We start from the raw sequence: 16,801 nt of genomic DNA on the forward strand, positions 1-16,801 counted from the left end.
GGACTCTTGCTTATTTTCTTATAGAATATAACAATAAATTAAGAGAAGAAGGGAGACGCACATGAATAAGGAAATGATTATCGTGCTTGATTTTGGTGGTCAGTACAACCAGTTGATTGCACGTCGTGTCCGTGAATGTAATGTGTATGCAGAGGTACATCCGTACACCTTGTCGCTCGACAAGATCAAGGAAATGAATCCAAAGGGAATCATTTTCACGGGTGGTCCAAATAGTGTGTATGGCGAGGAGTCACCACGCTATCAGAAGGAAATATTTGATTTGGGAATTCCGATTCTCGGAATCTGTTATGGCTCGCAGTTGATGGCATATATGCTTGGAGGTACCGTGGAAACTGCGCCAGTCAGTGAGTATGGCAGAACCGAAGTGGATGTAGATAACAGCAGTGCTATCTTCCAGGGCGTAAAGCCACAGACAATCTGCTGGATGAGTCACACAGATTATATTTCAAAGGCACCAGAGGGATTTAAGATTGTTGCAAAGACACCAGTTTGCCCAGTTGCAGCGATGGAGTGCCCGGAGCGCAAGCTGTATGCGACACAGTTCCATCCAGAGGTTATGCATACTGAAGAAGGACAGAAGATGCTGTCAAACTTCGTTTATAACGTATGTGGATGCTCCGGCGACTGGAAGATGGATTCATTCGTAGAGACGACGATTCGCGAGATCCGTGAGAAGGTTGGAGACGGAAAGGTATTATGTGCCCTGTCCGGTGGTGTCGATTCCTCCGTAGCAGCCGTTCTTCTCTCAAAAGCAGTAGGAAAGCAGCTTACCTGTGTATTCGTTGATCACGGCTTACTTCGTAAGAACGAGGGCGATGAGGTCGAGGCAGTATTTGGCCCGGATGGCCCATACGAGCTGAACTTTATCCGTGTCAATGCACAGGAGCGTTATTATAAGAAATTAGCCGGTGTTACCGAGCCAGAAGCAAAACGTAAGATTATCGGCGAAGAATTTATCCGCGTATTCGAGGAAGAGGCAAAGAAGATCGGCGCGGTTGACTTCTTAGTACAGGGAACGATTTACCCAGACGTGATCGAGTCTGGGCTTGGAAAGTCTGCAGTCATCAAGAGTCACCATAACGTAGGTGGACTTCCAGATCATGTTGATTTCAAGGAAATCATCGAACCACTCCGCCTGCTTTTCAAGGATGAAGTAAGAAAAGCCGGATTGGAACTTGGTATTCCAGAATACCTCGTATACCGTCAGCCATTCCCAGGACCGGGACTTGGCATCCGTATCATCGGGGAAGTAACCGCAGACAAGGTTCGTATTGTGCAGGATGCAGATTACATCTATCGCGAGGAAATCGCCAAGGCAGGACTTGCCAAGAACCTCGGACAGTATTTCGCAGCATTGACCAATATGCGTAGTGTCGGTGTTATGGGCGACGAGCGTACCTATGACTACGCAATCGCACTTCGTGCAGTCAACACCAGCGACTTCATGACTGCTGATTGCTCCGAGATCCCATTTGAAGTATTGCAGAAAGTTATGACACGAATTATAAATGAAGTAAAGGGCGTAAACCGTGTAATGTATGATCTGACGAGTAAACCGCCTGGAACGATTGAGTTTGAATAAACAAAAATGCTTAGTAAAACCGGCGTTTATGCGGGTTTGCAGCACTTTTAAAAGTCTTTTGATAACAAATTGATAACAGTTGCATGAGAGCCATTATTCTTATAATCCGGTGGTTTTAAGGTTAGAGAATGATTGACAGGTGGTTGTGCAACTAATAAATCCATATTATTTAGAAAGCCCTTAGCTGTGGGTAAAAACTCATGGCTAAGGGCTTTTTTGTCGTATTTATTTATCTGGTTTGAGTTTGTCTTGGAACATTTCGACCAGAGTGTCGCTAAGTGCCTGTGATGGGACTTTTGCCCATGTTTGAGTGGTATCAAACTCCGGGTAGTGGTAACGCCACTCATCGTATTTGTCTTTACTGATTTCTTCAGAAGATAGCTTGTCAGCCTGTTCTTTCCAGGCATACAGCAATTTCCGGAGTTCGTGAGCGTCTTTGCCTTTGGAAGTATCGACTTTCAGACAGATTTCTCCGTCTTCTGATTCACTGACAGTCAGACCGTACAAATCTTCAAGGGTAAACAAAGTGTGCATCAGTCCGATATAGCTGTCAATGTCCGGCACATCAAGGGCATGAGGGGAAACATCCAGAGCCTGTGCCAGTGCAGCAGTAAGTTCCGCTTTCGGTTTTCTTGTTCCTGTTTCATATTGTGCTAAACGTACATCGGCACTTCGCTCAGGAAAGCCGACAATCGTACCAAGATATTTTTGTGTCATCCCACGCAGAATGCGGAAAAAATGGATTCTCTCTCCAATCGCCATAACGTGTCCACTCCTTGTATGTATTTTACAATGAGTATAGCAGATATGTTTAGGAGAAGTCAAGATAATACAAAACAAAAAAGTTTAATATTTTCCGAAAAGCCACTTGACACAAGCAAATATGCTTAGTATAATAAGCTTGAATTAAGCAAATAAGTTTAATAAAAACAAAATGACCGTCCGAACAGTATAAACCGCCAAGACCTTGCCAGACGGCAAGCGAGCGCCTGATCTATTACGGTATATCGGGACAGCACAGTGCCGAACAGGGAATACCTGCTGGAACTTCATTCGGATAGAACGGCAATCAAAAACGAAAGAAAGGACTGATTATATGAAAAACAGATTTATTTGTGCCGAAGAAGTGGCACAGGTACTAAGCGTATCAAAGCCGTATGCTTACAAGCTAATCCGTCAGTTGAATGAGGAACTGAAAGAAAAAGGCTTTATTACTATTTCAGGACGGGTAAACCGCCAGTATTTCTATGAAAGGCTCTACGGAGCAGGAAAGGAGGATGAATAATGCCGGTATTCAAAAACGAGAGCAATGGAACATGGTATGTGATGGCGAGATATGTCAACTGGAAAGGCGAGCGTAAGCAGAAATGCAAGCGTGGATTTTCTACCAAGAAAGAAGCACAGGAATGGGAGCGAATGTTTCAGTTGCAGAACTCCTCTGATATGGATATGAGTTTTGAAGCTTTTACCGAACTGTATATCCGGGATATGAAAAGCCGTCTGAAGGAGAATACATGGCTGACAAAGGAGCATATCATCCGCACAAAGATTTTACCTTATTTCGGCAAGTTGAAAATCAGCGAGATTTCTACAAAAGAGGTTATCGCATGGCAGAATGAGATGCTTGCCTATCGGGACGAAAAGAAAAAGCCATACTCACAGACCTATCTGAAAACGCTGCACAATCAGTTGTCCGCTATCTTCAATCATGCGGTGCGGTATTATGAGCTGCGTTCCAATCCAGCCGCTAAAGCGGGAAATATGGGAAGTGAGGAACACAAGGAAATGCTGTTCTGGACGAAAGAAGAATACAAAAAATTCTCATTTGAGATGATGGACAAGCCTGTTTCCTTTTACGCTTTTGAAATGCTCTACTGGTGCGGCATCCGTGAAGGAGAACTGCTGGCACTGACCGCCGCTGATTTCGATTTTGAGAAAGAAACGGTCAGAATCAATAAGTCCTATCAGCGATTACACGGCGAAGATGTGATTACCACACCGAAAACAAAGAAAAGTAACCGCATCATCAAAATGCCGAAGTTCCTATGTGAAGAAATGCAGGAATATTTGCAGATGCTTTACGGATTGAAGAAGAAAGACCGAATCTTTACAGTCACAAAAAGTTATCTTCATCACGAGATGGACAGAGGTGCGAAAGCCGCAGGCGTAAAACGAATCCGTATCCATGATTTACGGCACAGCCACATCAGCCTGTTGATTGATATGGGATTTTCAGCGGTGGCGATTGCAGACCGTGTAGGGCATGAAAGCATTGACATCACTTACCAGTACGCTCATCTGTTCCCGTCAAAGCAAACGGAAATGGCAGATAGATTAGACGATTTAGGGAAAGGAGAGATTGAAAATGTCAGCTAAGAACAGAGATAACAAAAACCGTTGGAGAAACATCACAGTAGGGTTTCGGGTATCGCCCGAAGAAAATGAACTCATTAACAAGGCAGTTGCCTTATCGGGACTGCCAAAGCAGGAATACTGTTACCGCCGTTGTCTGAATCAGGATGTAGTGGTACAGGGCAATCCGAGAGTATTCAAGGCACTTAAAACGGAACTTGCCACTGTCCTCACAGAATTAAAGCGGATTGAAGCAGGAAACGGTGTGGATGAAGAACTGCTGAATGTCATTGAACTGATCACTGTTATTCTGGGCGGTCTGAAAGGAGAGGATACGGATGGAAAATAAAAAAGAAAAGACTGCCCCGGATGTATCTGTTGGCGCAGATACGGAGCAGCCGATTTCTAAAAACACTATAAGTAGTATATCCGAGAATGGTGGAAATATCAAGAGTTTTGAGGAATTGCAAAGGGAAATGCAGTTGCAATCAGACCCGTCCTATCTCCAGACTATTTCCATGAATGAACTGTTTGACACACAGTATCGGAGTAAGCAGCCGTTGATTGACGGTCTGCTCTACCCCGGCACTTATATCTTTGCAGGTTCGCCCAAACTGGGAAAGAGCTTTCTGATGGCACAGCTTGCCTACCATGTCAGCACAGGCACACCGCTTTGGAATTATCCCACCCGAAAAGGAACGGTGCTGTATCTGGCACTTGAGGATGATTACCGCCGTTTGCAGGAGCGTCTGTACCGGATGTTTGGAACAGAAAGCACCGATAATCTTTACTTCTCTGTTTCTGCCAGTCAGCTTGGAAATGGACTGGATGAACAGTTTGCAAGATTTGTGGCAGAGCATAGGGACACGAAGCTGATTATCATTGATACGCTTCAGAAAGTGCGTGAGGTTGGCGGCGATAATTACAGTTACGCAAATGACTATCAGATCATGGCAAGACTGAAAAGTTTTGCAGATGCTCATGGGCTTTGTCTGTTGCTCGTACACCATACAAGAAAGCAGAATGCGGATGACAAGTTTGACATGATTTCCGGGACAAGCGGATTGCTTGGGGCGGCAGACGGGGCGTTTCTTCTTCAGAAAGAAAAGCGGACAGGTAATGCCGCAACACTGGAAGTATCAGGCAGAGATCAGCAAGACCAGAAGTTGTATCTGATCCGCAATACAGAAACCTTGTTGTGGGATTTGCAAAAGGCAGAAACGGAATTGTGGAAAGAACCGCCAGAGCCGTTACTGGATGAGATTGCAGAGCTTGTTATGAAGGACAATCCTTATTGGGAAGGTTCGCCAACAGCACTTGTCGCTTTGATAAATATGGACATTCAACCGCACGTTATCACAAGAAAACTGAACGTTCTTGCAGGACGGTTGTATACAGAACATGGGATTCTATTTCGGAGTGAGCGTGTCCATGAGGGACGGAAACTAAGATTTTGGAAAGACAATACAGAGAATGCGTGACAGTACGTGACGGTTGTGACGGTATTTTTGACAGCAGGGGCGGTATCAAAATAACCGTCACGACTGTCACATACCGTCACGTACTGTCACGGAAAGGATGGATAAGATGGGAAATGTGCAAATATCACAGGAATTATTTATGCAGTTGCTCCGCTTTCACTTAGTTGAAGATGAGAGCTGCGAAAAAGAAATTAAGCAGGGGTTAGAGAAGAAATTAGACAGGATGGTCATGCGTGACCTGTATGGAAAATTCAAGACTGCCCCGACAGAGGAAGAACGGGAACGGGCGAGAAAAGAGTATCTGGACAGACGAGGAGTGCCGGAGAGTTTTCGATGGTAATTCTTCCTTGATGATAAGAACAGGAGCGTGGCACGCCCCTGTGGACAGTAGACACGGAGAAATCTGGAAAGGAGAACCATGCAATGAGAGAAGGAAGATTAGGTTATAACTGTGAAAATGGCAGATATGGATTATTGTCAATGGACTTATGGATTGATACGGGATTTCACTGCGGAGAGTGTATGGAAGTTTTAGTGGATGACCAGTGGGTACGGACAAGAATGGAGATGAATCCTGCAATGGAATGGTATCTGGTGGGAACACCTTATTGCGGCGATCTGGAGTATGTACGGGCAAGAATACCGAAATAAATCAGATAGAAAAGTAAAGAATCGGTTTGCTGTCAGGGATAAAAAATAAGCCCGGATACGGGCAAATAAAAAGGGCGGATACGCCCAAGATGAAAAGCAAAAGCCGAAACGTGGTAGAGAAAGGTAGCACCTTATAAAGCCCTCGGCGTTTGAGAGCGAAATACACCCATCGCACAAATCAGAGATTTGTACTCAGGGTATTTCGCCCTGCCGGGAGCTATTTGTGCCGGAAACGGCAGTTAGTTCGTAAACAGGTGCCTATGCACCTACTCACAGCAAAGCAGGCGAGAGCCGGAAAGGAGAATGCTTATAGGCAGACATTCATTTATCAGACAAAACAAGCTGTCTGATGTGGCAGGAAGAATTGATTATATTTCCAATCCGAAAAGACAGGAACATCTTTATGCGACCTATCAGACAGAGGGAGCAACACCAGAGTTCTGGAAGAATCTTGCCAGAGAGAATCAGTTGGATTTTAAAGCAAGCGGAACAACAGGGAAATGTATTGAAGGGCGGGAGTTTATTATTGCACTTCCTGAAAGTTTTGTTGAGTACAAGGCAGATGATGTGGTAAGGCTTTTTACAGACAGCTTTCATAAAGGGTATGGTGTGGAATGCAGTGCAGCACTTCATCATAACAAAAAAATGACCAATTACCATATTCATCTCGTATTCAGCGAACGGAAAATGTTAGAACATCCCGAAGTGAAAATTGCTACCAGAAATATGTTTTATGATGAGCAGGGCAAGCACAGACGCACGAAGAAAGAGATTTTAGATGAGCAGGGAAATCTTCGGGCAGGATGCAGCATTATTCCCAAAGGGGAGGTTTATGAAAGCCATATTTTTACAAAGAAAGATGAGTGGTTTAAGAGCGATGCGTTTACCAGAGAAGTTAAGGAGATGTTTACGGAAATCATTAACAGCCATGTGAAAGAAGAATCCGAAAAACTGTCTGTATTTCAGCAGGGCGGCGTGTATCTGGCAACAAAGAAAATTGGGAAGAACAACCCGAAAGAAGCAGAGATACGGGCGGACAATGTGGCAAGGCAGGAATGGAATCGGACGGTAGATGTAGCATTGGTTGAGGGTGTTCCCGAAGAAGATATTTTGACAATTAAGCGTGAGAAAATCACAGACAAAACATTGCAATCTATACGGACACATGGTTGGTTGCCAGATATGTTTCAGCAGATTATCCGTGGTGCAAAAGACTTCTTACAGGAAATGATTTTCAAGTTTAAGCTGCCGCCGAAGCCAGTACCGAAGATTGATTTACAGGAATGGAATGATATGCGGAAGCTGATGGAGAAACTTCAGAAGCAGTCACAGGCAATGAAATCCACACAGCAGGAGATTTCCTCATTGAAGAAACAGCTTTCCGAGACAACTGGATTTTTTAAAGGGAAAGCACGGAAATCTTTAGAGGGCAAAATTGAACAGTCAGAGAAACAGGAAAAACGTATCCACACGGATATGGAGCAGACTGTAAAACAGGCAGGATATCCAGATGTTCAGTCCTTTGCAAAGACATATCAGAAATCGGAAAAACTGGTCAGGGAATATAATGAGGAGCTGCGAGCATGGAAAAATCAGACAGAACCGAAAAAAGAGAAGCTATCAGAACCGTCGAAAAAGGCAAGCATACGGGAAAAATTGCACCGCTATCAGCAGGAAAGCAGGCAACAGCCAAAACAGACAGCAAAGAAGAAATCAATGGACAGAGGACGATGAGAAAGGTGGAACAGAAAATGAAGAAAACAATTTTTGAAGAAATGGGCGGCACTTATGTAAGATGTGGGGATTACTTTATCCCCAACCTTACTTTGCCGGAGGAAGAAGAACCGAGATTTGTTGGAGTATGGGGACAAAGACATTTGCAGTATTTGAAAGAATACCGCAGGAATGTATATCTGGATCTGATGATGAGCGGCAGACTGAACAGTTATCTGGCAGATATAGAGGAACAGGCACAGGAACGCTTTGAAAGAATTGTAGAGCAGATGAAACAGGCACAAGGAATTACAGAACGGTTAAAGGCAGACAATGCGTGGGAGTGGGTAGGCAGGATGAATAATATACAGGCGTGTGCGAGGGAGATTGTAGATAAAGAAATCATTTATCAATAAGGAATAAGAGTGGCGGAAAGCAAGTCTAAAATGGCTTGCTTTTTGCTTTACAATGTAGGCGGCTGATGTATATAATTATAAATCATAAATTCATGAATTTAATATCAGAAGGTAAAAGCAGGCGTATATTGCGACTGTTTTTACCTTCTTAATAAAATCTGTATTAAGCATATTTATAATGCAGGGGACAAAGACTATTAAAGTTACTATTTCAAGTCCTGCTTTCTAAAAATACGAATCCCAATCTTGTAAAACAGAAGAATTTCCAGAATATTGAACAGGCAAAATTCTATGTGGTAAGGAAAGTCTTTGAAAATAAGAGAAGTTTCTTCCTTTGTGCCGAATTCTGATTCAAATAGCAGATAACTGTGAAATTCAGCCTGCGCAAACGGTGATACTAAAACATGAATGTTATTTGCTGTACGGGCAAAACTATCTATTCGTAGAGGGTTTTCCACAATTTCATGAGTGATAGGATCAGTCCAAGTGCTTGATTGATTTAAGCTGGAAACTGACTTTCCACCTAATGTCAACAATGCTAAGGTTAGAATAACTGCAATTCCAAGACTGATAAGTTGCTTATGTGAAATCATTACAATCATAGTGTACAAAGCAGATACTGTGATGATGCACACAAAAGCAATCGCAGCATGAAATGCAAATTCAGTTACATTGACTTTATCACTAAATTCTAATCCAGCAATATTTGAGCTTGTGAAAACAGATAATATATCAGCAACAAAGAGAACTGTAGCACATATGCTACTGACGATTAGTTCGACAATATAAATCTCTTTTCGTGTATATCCTGCGGATATCTTGTTGTTGATTGTTCTGTTTTCAAAGTCACTCCCTAAGTATAACGGAATCAACACTGCCAAAATGATACATATCAGGTCAGAATTTTCCAATAAAAATGTTGTTGTAAAGATTTTGAAACCATATCCATTTAATAAGATTCCATAAACATTGATGGCAATTACTGCGATTACTCCAAGCCATAGAATTGGAGATTTTGCAGCACGCTTTAGTTCCATAGATAAAAGTTTATTCATAGTTTAAGTCTCCTTTCTGCTTTTCTATAAAAAATTTTTGAAGTAAAAAGTTTCTAAATCGGTATCGGCTATTTCTGATGAAGAGAATTCTTGAATTAAAACACCATTTTTGAGGAAACCATAGTGGTTTGCCACTTTTTGAAGTTCGCTTAAGATATGACTTGAAATCATAATGGTAACACCATACTCTTCATTTAACTTTGCGATGATAGCTCTGACATCTTTTATGCCTTCAGGATCAAGTCCGTTAAGAGGCTCGTCTAAAATGAGGAATTGCGGATTTCCTACAAGTGCCATTGCTAAAGCCAGACGCTGACGCATACCTAATGAATAATTCATTACCAGTTTTCGAGTATCTTTCAGATGTACCAGTTCTAATAGTTCAGCAATCTTCGACTTTACTTCCTTTGATGGACATCCACAAATTTTAAGCTGATACTTCAAATTTCCTTTTGCACTTAAGGTAGGATATAATGCAGGTGTTTCAATAATGGCACCGATTTTAATATTTTCAGATTTAACAACTGTTCCTGAGGATGGACTTTGCAAATTAGAAAGTATTCTCATTAAAGTTGTCTTGCCTGCACCATTATTTCCAATCAATCCATAGATAGCACCTCGAGGAATATGAAGGGAAACATTATCTAAAGCGATTGTTTCTTTGTAATGTTTACAAAGGTTTTGGGTTCTAATAATATCATTCATAAAATTCATCCTTTCTAAATCTGTACGGCAATTGCTGTTGTTAATGAAAGTATAGGTTGTTGGAAGAAAAAAATAAAGCAAATAGCCTTTTACAGTTGGATTTTAGAAGGATAAGGTTACTTTACATGCATGTAAAACGATAATATCTTGTGTAAAATACACGATTATGGCATACTTGAGACAGCGCATTATTATACAATGGAAAGGTGAGCTGAAATGACAGTTGCAGAGATGATAAAAAAAACTCGGACTGAAGCAAACATGACTCAAGGAGAATATGGAGCAAAATTTGGTGTTTCAAGACAGACAGTTTCCAGTTGGGAAAATGGAAGAAGTCTGCCAGATCTTCAAATGTTGATTGATATCTGTAACACCTATCATGTTTCTTTGGATAAGCTATTAAACGAGGATAAAGAGTTTGTTGAGAAAATAGATTTTTACAATAAATATAAAAAGGCAATTCGATTAGTGGGCATGTGTCTGTTGGCTGGTTTGCTTATATTTGCAATTGTATTTATTAACTGGAAAATTACAGAAAGAAATATGAATCAAGCATTTGAAATGAATGCAGAGAAATTAGGATTCGTAAAAGGAGAACTTTACGAATTAGAAAAAGACAATGTTCGGTATCGACTGCCAAACCAAAAACTCCCGTTCTTAAAGAAGGACTTTCATGTAAAAAACAGTTATGCCGATTTTATGATTGAAGATATAGAGATTAGTATTTCTATTTATGATGGAGAGGATTTTGCTATTGAATTTAATCATTTTAGAAGTATAAAAGGTTGCTTTGATAAAGATAGCAATATCGAGATCATGGAAAATACTTTGAACGAGAAAGAGAACATTTTTTATACCGAAAATAATGAGATGATAGAGGATGTGTTAAAGCAGTTATTGGAAATTCATAAAAATGTATATCGGCGTTAGTAAGATGGCGAATATAAATAAGGAAAGGATTATAGAGCAGATGAAACAGGAGCAGGGCATTACAGAACAGTTAAAGGCAGAAAATCAGATGGAATGGGTATCGAGAATGAACAATATACAGGCGTGTGCAAGAGAGGTTGTGAACGCCGAATTGATTTATAACTAAAAGAAAAGAGATTTTGGATAAATGCTTGACTGTAAACCTTGTTTATAGCTTATTCTTAAGATAAAATAGAGTTGCTTGAAAGGAGTGCATAACATGACAATAAAAGATGTAGAAGAACGAACAGGTTTATCCCGTTCTAATGTCCGTTTTTATGAAAAGGAAAAACTCGTTGAGCCTTCAAGAAATGAAAGTAATGGTTATAGAGATTATTCTGAAAATGATGTGGAAAATATAAAGAAGATAGCATATCTGCGTACATTGGGAATTTCTATTGAGGATATACGAAGTATTATATCTGGGAAAGTAACTTTGCAGGAAACGCTTGAGAAGCAGAATGAAGTATTAAAAAGTCAGATTACTGATTTGAATAAGGCAAAACTCATGTGCGAAAAAATGCTGGATGAAGAAAGTATTAGTTATGAAAAATTACAGGTAGAACAATATGTAACAGAGTTGCAGGATTATTGGAAAGATAATCAAACTGTTTTCAAATTGGATTCAGTCAGCTTTTTGTATATATGGGGAAGTATGCTTACTTGGATAACGATTACCGTATTATGCTTGATTATTGGGGCGTTGTCTTATTCTAAGTTGCCGGTAGAGATTCCGGTACAATGGAGTAAAGGTGTGGCAACATCTTTGGTGAATAAAAACTGGATTTTTATTTGTCCCGTTAGCTGTATCATAATCCGTTATTTATTAAAACCTTTTATTTATGCCAAATTACAGATGAACAATTATTATGGTGATATTATAACAGAGTATTTGACAAATTATATGTGTTTTATTGTGTTGTCGGTAGAAATTTTCTCCATACTTTTTACTTTCGGAGTGGTAAAAAATATTGTTGTACTGTTATTTGTGGACACAGTAGTTTTTATTGGATTGTTAGTCGTTGGGTTGACGAAAATGGATTTGAGAGGAAAAGAAATTTTATGATTCAGATTTCAAATTTAAGTAAAAAATATGGTGAAACGGTTGTTTTTTCGGACTTAAACTATACATTTGAAAATGCTTGTATTTATGGACTTGTTGGAAGAAATGGAGCTGGAAAGACTACTCTTTTAAATATACTTTCGAATTATGAAAAAAATTATACAGGAGTAATCTCTATCGACAGAAAAAAGATGAATAAGGTTGATTATCTTGATATGCCGGTTGCCTATGCAATGGATCAACCAAGTTTTTTTAATGAGTTGACGATATATGAAAATCTTCTTTTGATTGCTTCAAGCAGAAAGATAAAAAAACAAGAGGCATTTGATAAAATCGAGAGGATTTTAGATGGGTTGGGATTAAAAAAGTATGAGAACTATTCTCCGTTAGAACTTTCAAAAGGTACAATGCAACGGTTAAATAATGCTTGTGCAATGATACAAGAAGAAAAAATCACTATTTTTGATGAACCATTTTCAGGACTTGATCCTGTCCAAATGAAACTTTTAGAAAATGTAATAGTGGAGTTTCACAAGAAAGAAAAAGGAATTTACATTATTTCAAGCCATGATATAGAGTGTTTACAAAATGTTTGTGACAAGTGTCTTTTGTTACATAACGGACAAATTAGAGAAATCAATATGGAGGAAGTTGACAGAGAGGAAATAGCAAAAATTTTATCTGAAGGGGAGTAAGTATGTATCAGTTGCTTTTGAAACAGAGATTCAAATTTGCAGTTAGAATGGTCAAACGAAATATAGGTGCTTATCTTATACTGATTGCTATTGTGCCATGTATTCTTATATTGCAATCTATGATTCAGAAAAACTATGGAATGGATATTGCTGTTTTTATACCATATGGTATTCTCTGTTTCTTGTTTATGAATTTGTTTGGAACAATACCAAGAATGCGTATTTCTCCTGAAACTTATATTTGGAAAATAGAAAAAACATATATTGGGAGAGTGAAGAAGATAGGAAAAAGCATGGTACTGACGTTGTGTGTTGCGTTGATTTTATTTTGGGCTTTTCCAATGGAGGGAATGGTCTTAAGACAGTTTATTGTGGCTATGCTTTGTAACCCAATCGTCAATATGCATACGGTTTTATCAACACAATATAAATATCGGGATATTATGAATATATGTATGTTGGCAGTAGTAATGATTTGTTTTTTTTATGGAAGTGTATTTGTTACCAGTATATTATTGATCATTTACGGATTATATTTTATTTTATATCCTTATTTTAGCTATCAAGCAATTATCCCGTTCTTTCAACAATATAATCAGATGTTATATGGTTTTTTGAATAGAGAATATGATACAGTTTTGCAAACGCAGGATGAAGTGTTCTTCCAAAATAATCAGAAAGAAATGAAAGGACTGATGAAGAAATATTATGGCAGCCGCTATCGTTTTTTGATGGTTTATGAGGTGGTTAGTATTGTCAGAAGAAAGAAACAGATTATGTATCAGTATTTTGCGATTGTTTTAATCACAATGTTATTATCGCAGATAGACGGAAAATATATTGAGTATGTATTATTGTTTTCTATATTGATATTAGGACAGAATGTTGTCAGCTATAATGTGCAAAATGAATTACGTTTAGTTAAAAAAGGATTTCCGCTCAGATATTCTTTAAAAGAAAAATTACAATGCAAGTCAGTTATTGGAATGTTCTTGTTGTTACTCCCAATGCTCTGTTATTGGATAGCGTATAAAATTGAATTATTTAGTATTATCCTTTGGATATGGATACCGATTCAGAGTATTATAATATATACAGCAAAGAACCGACTGCAAAGGTTACTATATCTACTTCCGTTTTATATTTTGTCATTGTTATCTATGAGAGTATGGCAGATGTTTTTTTAACAATAAGATTATTGATTTTCTAAGCAAAACCGCTTATAATTTGAGTCGGAACATATTGCTATTATCCACAGTTACAGGGCGTGTGTTATCAATGCCGATAACAAAATGATAACATTAGCCTGTATAGGCAGGATAATATGGATAAATCAAATAATTAAAAGAAAAGCGAACACGGCAACAAATAATCTCTAAACAAAATTGATTAGTGATTGTCGAGTTTGAGTGATAACAAGCCAAACACGACATAAGTAAATACAGCATCTGCGAAGCAGATGTCACACAAGAAAGGATGAGCCATCATGCTTGCATGAAATGGTTCATCCTTTTCTTGTGTGTAGCCATCCGGCTGATCAGCTGGATGGTGCTGTATTTCTTAATGGAAGTACTTGGCGACAACATACAGCGAGATGGAGCGAAGCGGAATCGAGCTGAGGGGGGGAGTAAGCGGTAGCGTAGGAGGTAAGCTGAGGGGCATGACTGCTCTCGGGTCTGATCAGTTGGATGTTGTATTTTTTAATGAAAGTACTTGACGACAACTGAGTAGTCGCTGGCGGAACTGTATAAGCTGTTGGATAACAAGCTGATAGGGTATGTGTCAAAGACTTTGCTTGGGGAAGGTACAGACATATTGTGATATTGAGGATGATTTTGGCTAAAGGAATGTTCGGGATGATTGTGCAGTGACATTTCAAGAAGAAATATAACTGGGTTATAGTGGAAAAGATGTTTTTTTAGGCGTAATAGTAGATATAAATGGATTCCTTGAGATAAGTGTTGTATAATATTCACAAATATAAATAATAGGATAAAAAATGCATAATATGGGGTTTAAGGAGGGATTTTTATGATTGAAATAACAAAATACTTACAAACGGTATATGAAGATCTGCAAAGATATGTTGATAATGATGTATGTTTATGCAAGTTTAAAGAATTAAATTTTGAGGCTGGAGCACTTCCTGATTATGAAGATATAAATATTCAACAGTTATACTTATTAAGATATGCGTTTGCTTATGCGTTTGAATATAGTAGAATGTATTTGGATGTATTATCTCAGATGGATGGTGTTAATGGTATTTCGGTAACATCAGTAGGTTGTGGTTCGATGATAGACTATTGGTCATTGGTACATGCATTAGAAATGAAGCGTAAAATAGATTGTAGTATAAGATATGTTGGAATAGATAAAATTGACTGGAGCTACAAAATTCCCAAAAGACAAAATGACGAAGTGCATTATTTAATTGGAAATGCAGCTGATGTTTTCGCACATAACAGTCAATTTATTTCCAATGTGTATTTTTTCCCAAAGTCAATTAGTGAGTTCTCTGATGGTGAACTGAATGCTATGGCAAATAGCTTTTCATCAAAGAAAATACAAAAAAATAAATTCTTTGTTTGTATATCTCTTAGAGAAGATGATAGAAGTATGGACAGAGATATCCAAAAAACAAAATGCTTAATTGAAGCAATAAGTAAAAACGGTTTTTATACTAAATGGCCATATGATCGATATATATATTTTGATTGTAATGATGGGATTGCATCATTTGATAATGATTTTCAGTATCCATCAGATGCACTGCAGTTTGTAACAAATTTGAACATGGAGTGTGCAAATTATAAGATTCAAGAAATGAATTGTCAATCTGATTGTCGGAAATATTTAAGAAGATGGCCAATTTTAAGAGTAGGACATATTAGATATCAGGTAATTATGTTTGAAAGGGAGGATTAGATGATATTAAGTGTAAGTAGAAGAACGGATATCCCTAATTATTATTCGGAATGGTTCTATAATAGAATAAAAGAGGGATTTTTATATGTTCGTAATCCTATGAATGCTCATCAGATAAGTGAAATAAAAATTACTCCAGATGTTGTAGATTGCATAGTGTTTTGGACAAAGAACCCTTTGCCAATGATAAAGAGGTTAGACGAGATAAAAGAGTATAATTATTATTTTCAATTCACATTAACTGGATACGCAAATGATGTTGAGGTTAATTTGCCAAATAAAAAAACAAAAATGATTCCAGTATTTCAAGAACTATCTGAAAAAATAGGCAAGCAAAAAGTGATTTGGAGATATGATCCTATATTCTTTTCTGATAGATATACGAAAGAATATCATTTAAAGGCATTTAAAAGTATTGCTGAGGCTTTAAGTGGATATACGGAAAAATGCGTGATTAGTTTTGTTGATATATATCCTAAAAATAAAAAAAATTTGGATGGATTGTCAAGTCATGAATTAAATGATGATGAACTGCGAGAATTTGCTGAGAAATTAAGTAAGATAGCTGCGGATAATAATATTAAGATTGGAAGTTGTGCAGAAAAAATAGATTTGGATGAATGTGGTATAATTCATAATTGTTGCATAGATAGAGAATTAATTGAAAAAATTATCGGATGTAAACTCAATGTTGGCAAAGATAAAAATCAGCGTAAAGAATGTGGATGTGTTGAAAGCGTTGAAATAGGTACTTATAATACATGCAAAAATGGATGTGCATATTGCTATGCAAATTATAGTTCAAAAAGTGTAGAAACAAACGCTGCCCAATATGATCCTTCGTCACCTCTTCTATGTGGGCAAGTTCAAGAAGATGACAAAATAACGATTAGAAAAGTTGAGTCATTAAAAGAAACACAGCTAAGTATTTTTGATATGTGAGTTCATTGTTATAACGTATATTTTTAAGAGTATATTTGGCTCCATTTTGGCTCTAAAAATTTTAGGAGAGGTACACAAAAATGCAAAATAAGATGAATATGAAGAATAAAACACACAAATGTGTACCAAGAAACAGCCAGATAAATCTCTCCGGTGAAATGTAGAATGAGAGTCCCGTTTGTAACGCAAGAGTCCCTCTTTGTAAATGAAAATCTCATTTTGTAAACG

Annotated in this window: 18 protein-coding genes and 1 pseudogene; 16 read left to right on the forward strand and 3 right to left on the reverse strand. The window is 38.2% G+C overall.

The features are described 5' to 3' along the window. Nucleotides 1-61: 61 nt before the first annotated feature. Nucleotides 62-1,603, forward strand: a complete 1,542-nt coding sequence (gene guaA, locus AAAT93_RS09515; protein WP_021985961.1) for a glutamine-hydrolyzing GMP synthase — start codon at nt 62-64, stop codon at nt 1,601-1,603. A gap of 225 nt (nt 1,604-1,828) precedes the next feature. On the opposite strand, the gene AAAT93_RS09520 is transcribed toward guaA, so the two are convergent. Further along, nucleotides 1,829-2,365: a helix-turn-helix domain-containing protein gene (locus AAAT93_RS09520; RefSeq protein WP_015540712.1), complete on the reverse strand. Its 537-nt coding sequence runs from the start codon at nt 2,363-2,365 to the stop codon at nt 1,829-1,831. 334 nt (nt 2,366-2,699) lie between these two features. On the opposite strand from AAAT93_RS09520, the gene AAAT93_RS09525 reads away from it, so the two are divergent. The 8 genes from AAAT93_RS09525 to AAAT93_RS09560 all read left to right on the forward strand — a co-directional run bounded on the left by AAAT93_RS09525 (nt 2,700) and on the right by AAAT93_RS09560 (nt 8,216). Then, the gene (locus AAAT93_RS09525; RefSeq protein WP_227573161.1) at nt 2,700-2,888 is read left to right on the forward strand and encodes a LysR family transcriptional regulator; all 189 of its coding nucleotides are present in this window, start codon (nt 2,700-2,702) and stop codon (nt 2,886-2,888) included. Beyond that, nucleotides 2,888-3,979 carry a site-specific integrase gene (locus AAAT93_RS09530; RefSeq protein ID WP_117739262.1) on the forward strand — a complete coding sequence of 364 codons (1,092 nt, stop codon included), beginning with the start codon at nt 2,888-2,890 and terminating at the stop codon, nt 3,977-3,979. Before AAAT93_RS09525 ends, AAAT93_RS09530 begins: the two co-directional genes overlap by 1 nt. After that, complete coding sequence (locus AAAT93_RS09535) at nt 3,969-4,304, forward strand: plasmid mobilization protein (RefSeq protein ID WP_154301588.1); 336 nt, start codon at nt 3,969-3,971, stop codon at nt 4,302-4,304. Before AAAT93_RS09530 ends, AAAT93_RS09535 begins: the two co-directional genes overlap by 11 nt. Beyond that, a complete protein-coding gene (locus AAAT93_RS09540; protein WP_129794801.1) occupies nt 4,294-5,436 on the forward strand; it encodes a helicase RepA family protein in 1,143 nt (380 codons plus the stop codon). Before AAAT93_RS09535 ends, AAAT93_RS09540 begins: the two co-directional genes overlap by 11 nt. A gap of 106 nt (nt 5,437-5,542) precedes the next feature. Then, nucleotides 5,543-5,776, forward strand: a complete 234-nt coding sequence (locus tag AAAT93_RS09545) for a complexin-2 (RefSeq protein WP_173018017.1) — start codon at nt 5,543-5,545, stop codon at nt 5,774-5,776. A gap of 83 nt (nt 5,777-5,859) precedes the next feature. Continuing rightward, nucleotides 5,860-6,087, forward strand: a complete 228-nt coding sequence (locus AAAT93_RS09550) for a DUF5348 domain-containing protein (protein WP_064786715.1) — start codon at nt 5,860-5,862, stop codon at nt 6,085-6,087. A gap of 303 nt (nt 6,088-6,390) precedes the next feature. Beyond that, nucleotides 6,391-7,821: a MobA/MobL family protein gene (locus AAAT93_RS09555; RefSeq protein ID WP_118587866.1), complete on the forward strand. Its 1,431-nt coding sequence runs from the start codon at nt 6,391-6,393 to the stop codon at nt 7,819-7,821. 17 nt (nt 7,822-7,838) lie between these two features. Then, complete coding sequence (locus AAAT93_RS09560) at nt 7,839-8,216, forward strand: TnpV protein (protein WP_129794817.1); 378 nt, start codon at nt 7,839-7,841, stop codon at nt 8,214-8,216. Nucleotides 8,217-8,422: 206 nt separating this feature from the next. Here AAAT93_RS09560 and AAAT93_RS09565 read toward each other — a convergent pair whose 3' ends face one another. Further along, entirely contained in the window at nt 8,423-9,271 is an 849-nt protein-coding gene (locus AAAT93_RS09565; RefSeq protein ID WP_003864628.1) for an ABC transporter permease, read from the reverse strand. Between the two features lie 24 nt (nt 9,272-9,295). Then, nucleotides 9,296-9,976 (reverse strand): ABC transporter ATP-binding protein, encoded by a 681-nt coding sequence (locus AAAT93_RS09570; protein WP_040466133.1) that lies wholly within the window; start codon nt 9,974-9,976, stop codon nt 9,296-9,298. Nucleotides 9,977-10,192: 216 nt separating this feature from the next. On the opposite strand from AAAT93_RS09570, the gene AAAT93_RS09575 reads away from it, so the two are divergent. The 7 genes and pseudogenes from AAAT93_RS09575 (at nt 10,193) to AAAT93_RS09605 (ending at nt 16,573) form a co-directional block, all read left to right on the forward strand. Continuing rightward, nucleotides 10,193-10,906: a helix-turn-helix domain-containing protein gene (locus AAAT93_RS09575; protein ID WP_003864626.1), complete on the forward strand. Its 714-nt coding sequence runs from the start codon at nt 10,193-10,195 to the stop codon at nt 10,904-10,906. A gap of 22 nt (nt 10,907-10,928) precedes the next feature. Continuing rightward, nucleotides 10,929-11,072 (forward strand): annotated as a pseudogene (locus AAAT93_RS09580) (TnpV protein); the annotation flags it as partial. A 93-nt stretch (nt 11,073-11,165) separates the two neighbouring features. Further along, nucleotides 11,166-12,011, forward strand: a complete 846-nt coding sequence (locus AAAT93_RS09585) for a MerR family transcriptional regulator (protein ID WP_118136259.1) — start codon at nt 11,166-11,168, stop codon at nt 12,009-12,011. After that, the gene (locus tag AAAT93_RS09590) at nt 12,008-12,703 is read left to right on the forward strand and encodes an ATP-binding cassette domain-containing protein (RefSeq protein ID WP_040466134.1); all 696 of its coding nucleotides are present in this window, start codon (nt 12,008-12,010) and stop codon (nt 12,701-12,703) included. The genes AAAT93_RS09585 and AAAT93_RS09590 overlap by 4 nt, the downstream gene beginning before the upstream one ends. A gap of 17 nt (nt 12,704-12,720) precedes the next feature. Continuing rightward, nucleotides 12,721-13,890: a hypothetical protein gene (locus AAAT93_RS09595; protein ID WP_227573162.1), complete on the forward strand. Its 1,170-nt coding sequence runs from the start codon at nt 12,721-12,723 to the stop codon at nt 13,888-13,890. 844 nt (nt 13,891-14,734) lie between these two features. Next, nucleotides 14,735-15,631 carry a hypothetical protein gene (locus AAAT93_RS09600; RefSeq protein WP_021985962.1) on the forward strand — a complete coding sequence of 299 codons (897 nt, stop codon included), beginning with the start codon at nt 14,735-14,737 and terminating at the stop codon, nt 15,629-15,631. Next, the gene (locus AAAT93_RS09605) at nt 15,632-16,573 is read left to right on the forward strand and encodes a DUF1848 domain-containing protein (protein ID WP_227573163.1); all 942 of its coding nucleotides are present in this window, start codon (nt 15,632-15,634) and stop codon (nt 16,571-16,573) included. The last annotated feature ends 228 nt before the right edge of the window (nt 16,574-16,801 follow it).

The sequence above is a fragment of the Coprococcus hominis (ex Arizal et al. 2022) genome (genome assembly GCF_040094675.1).
In the GTDB taxonomy this organism is placed as follows: Bacteria; Bacillota; Clostridia; order Lachnospirales; family Lachnospiraceae; genus Coprococcus_C; species Coprococcus_C hominis.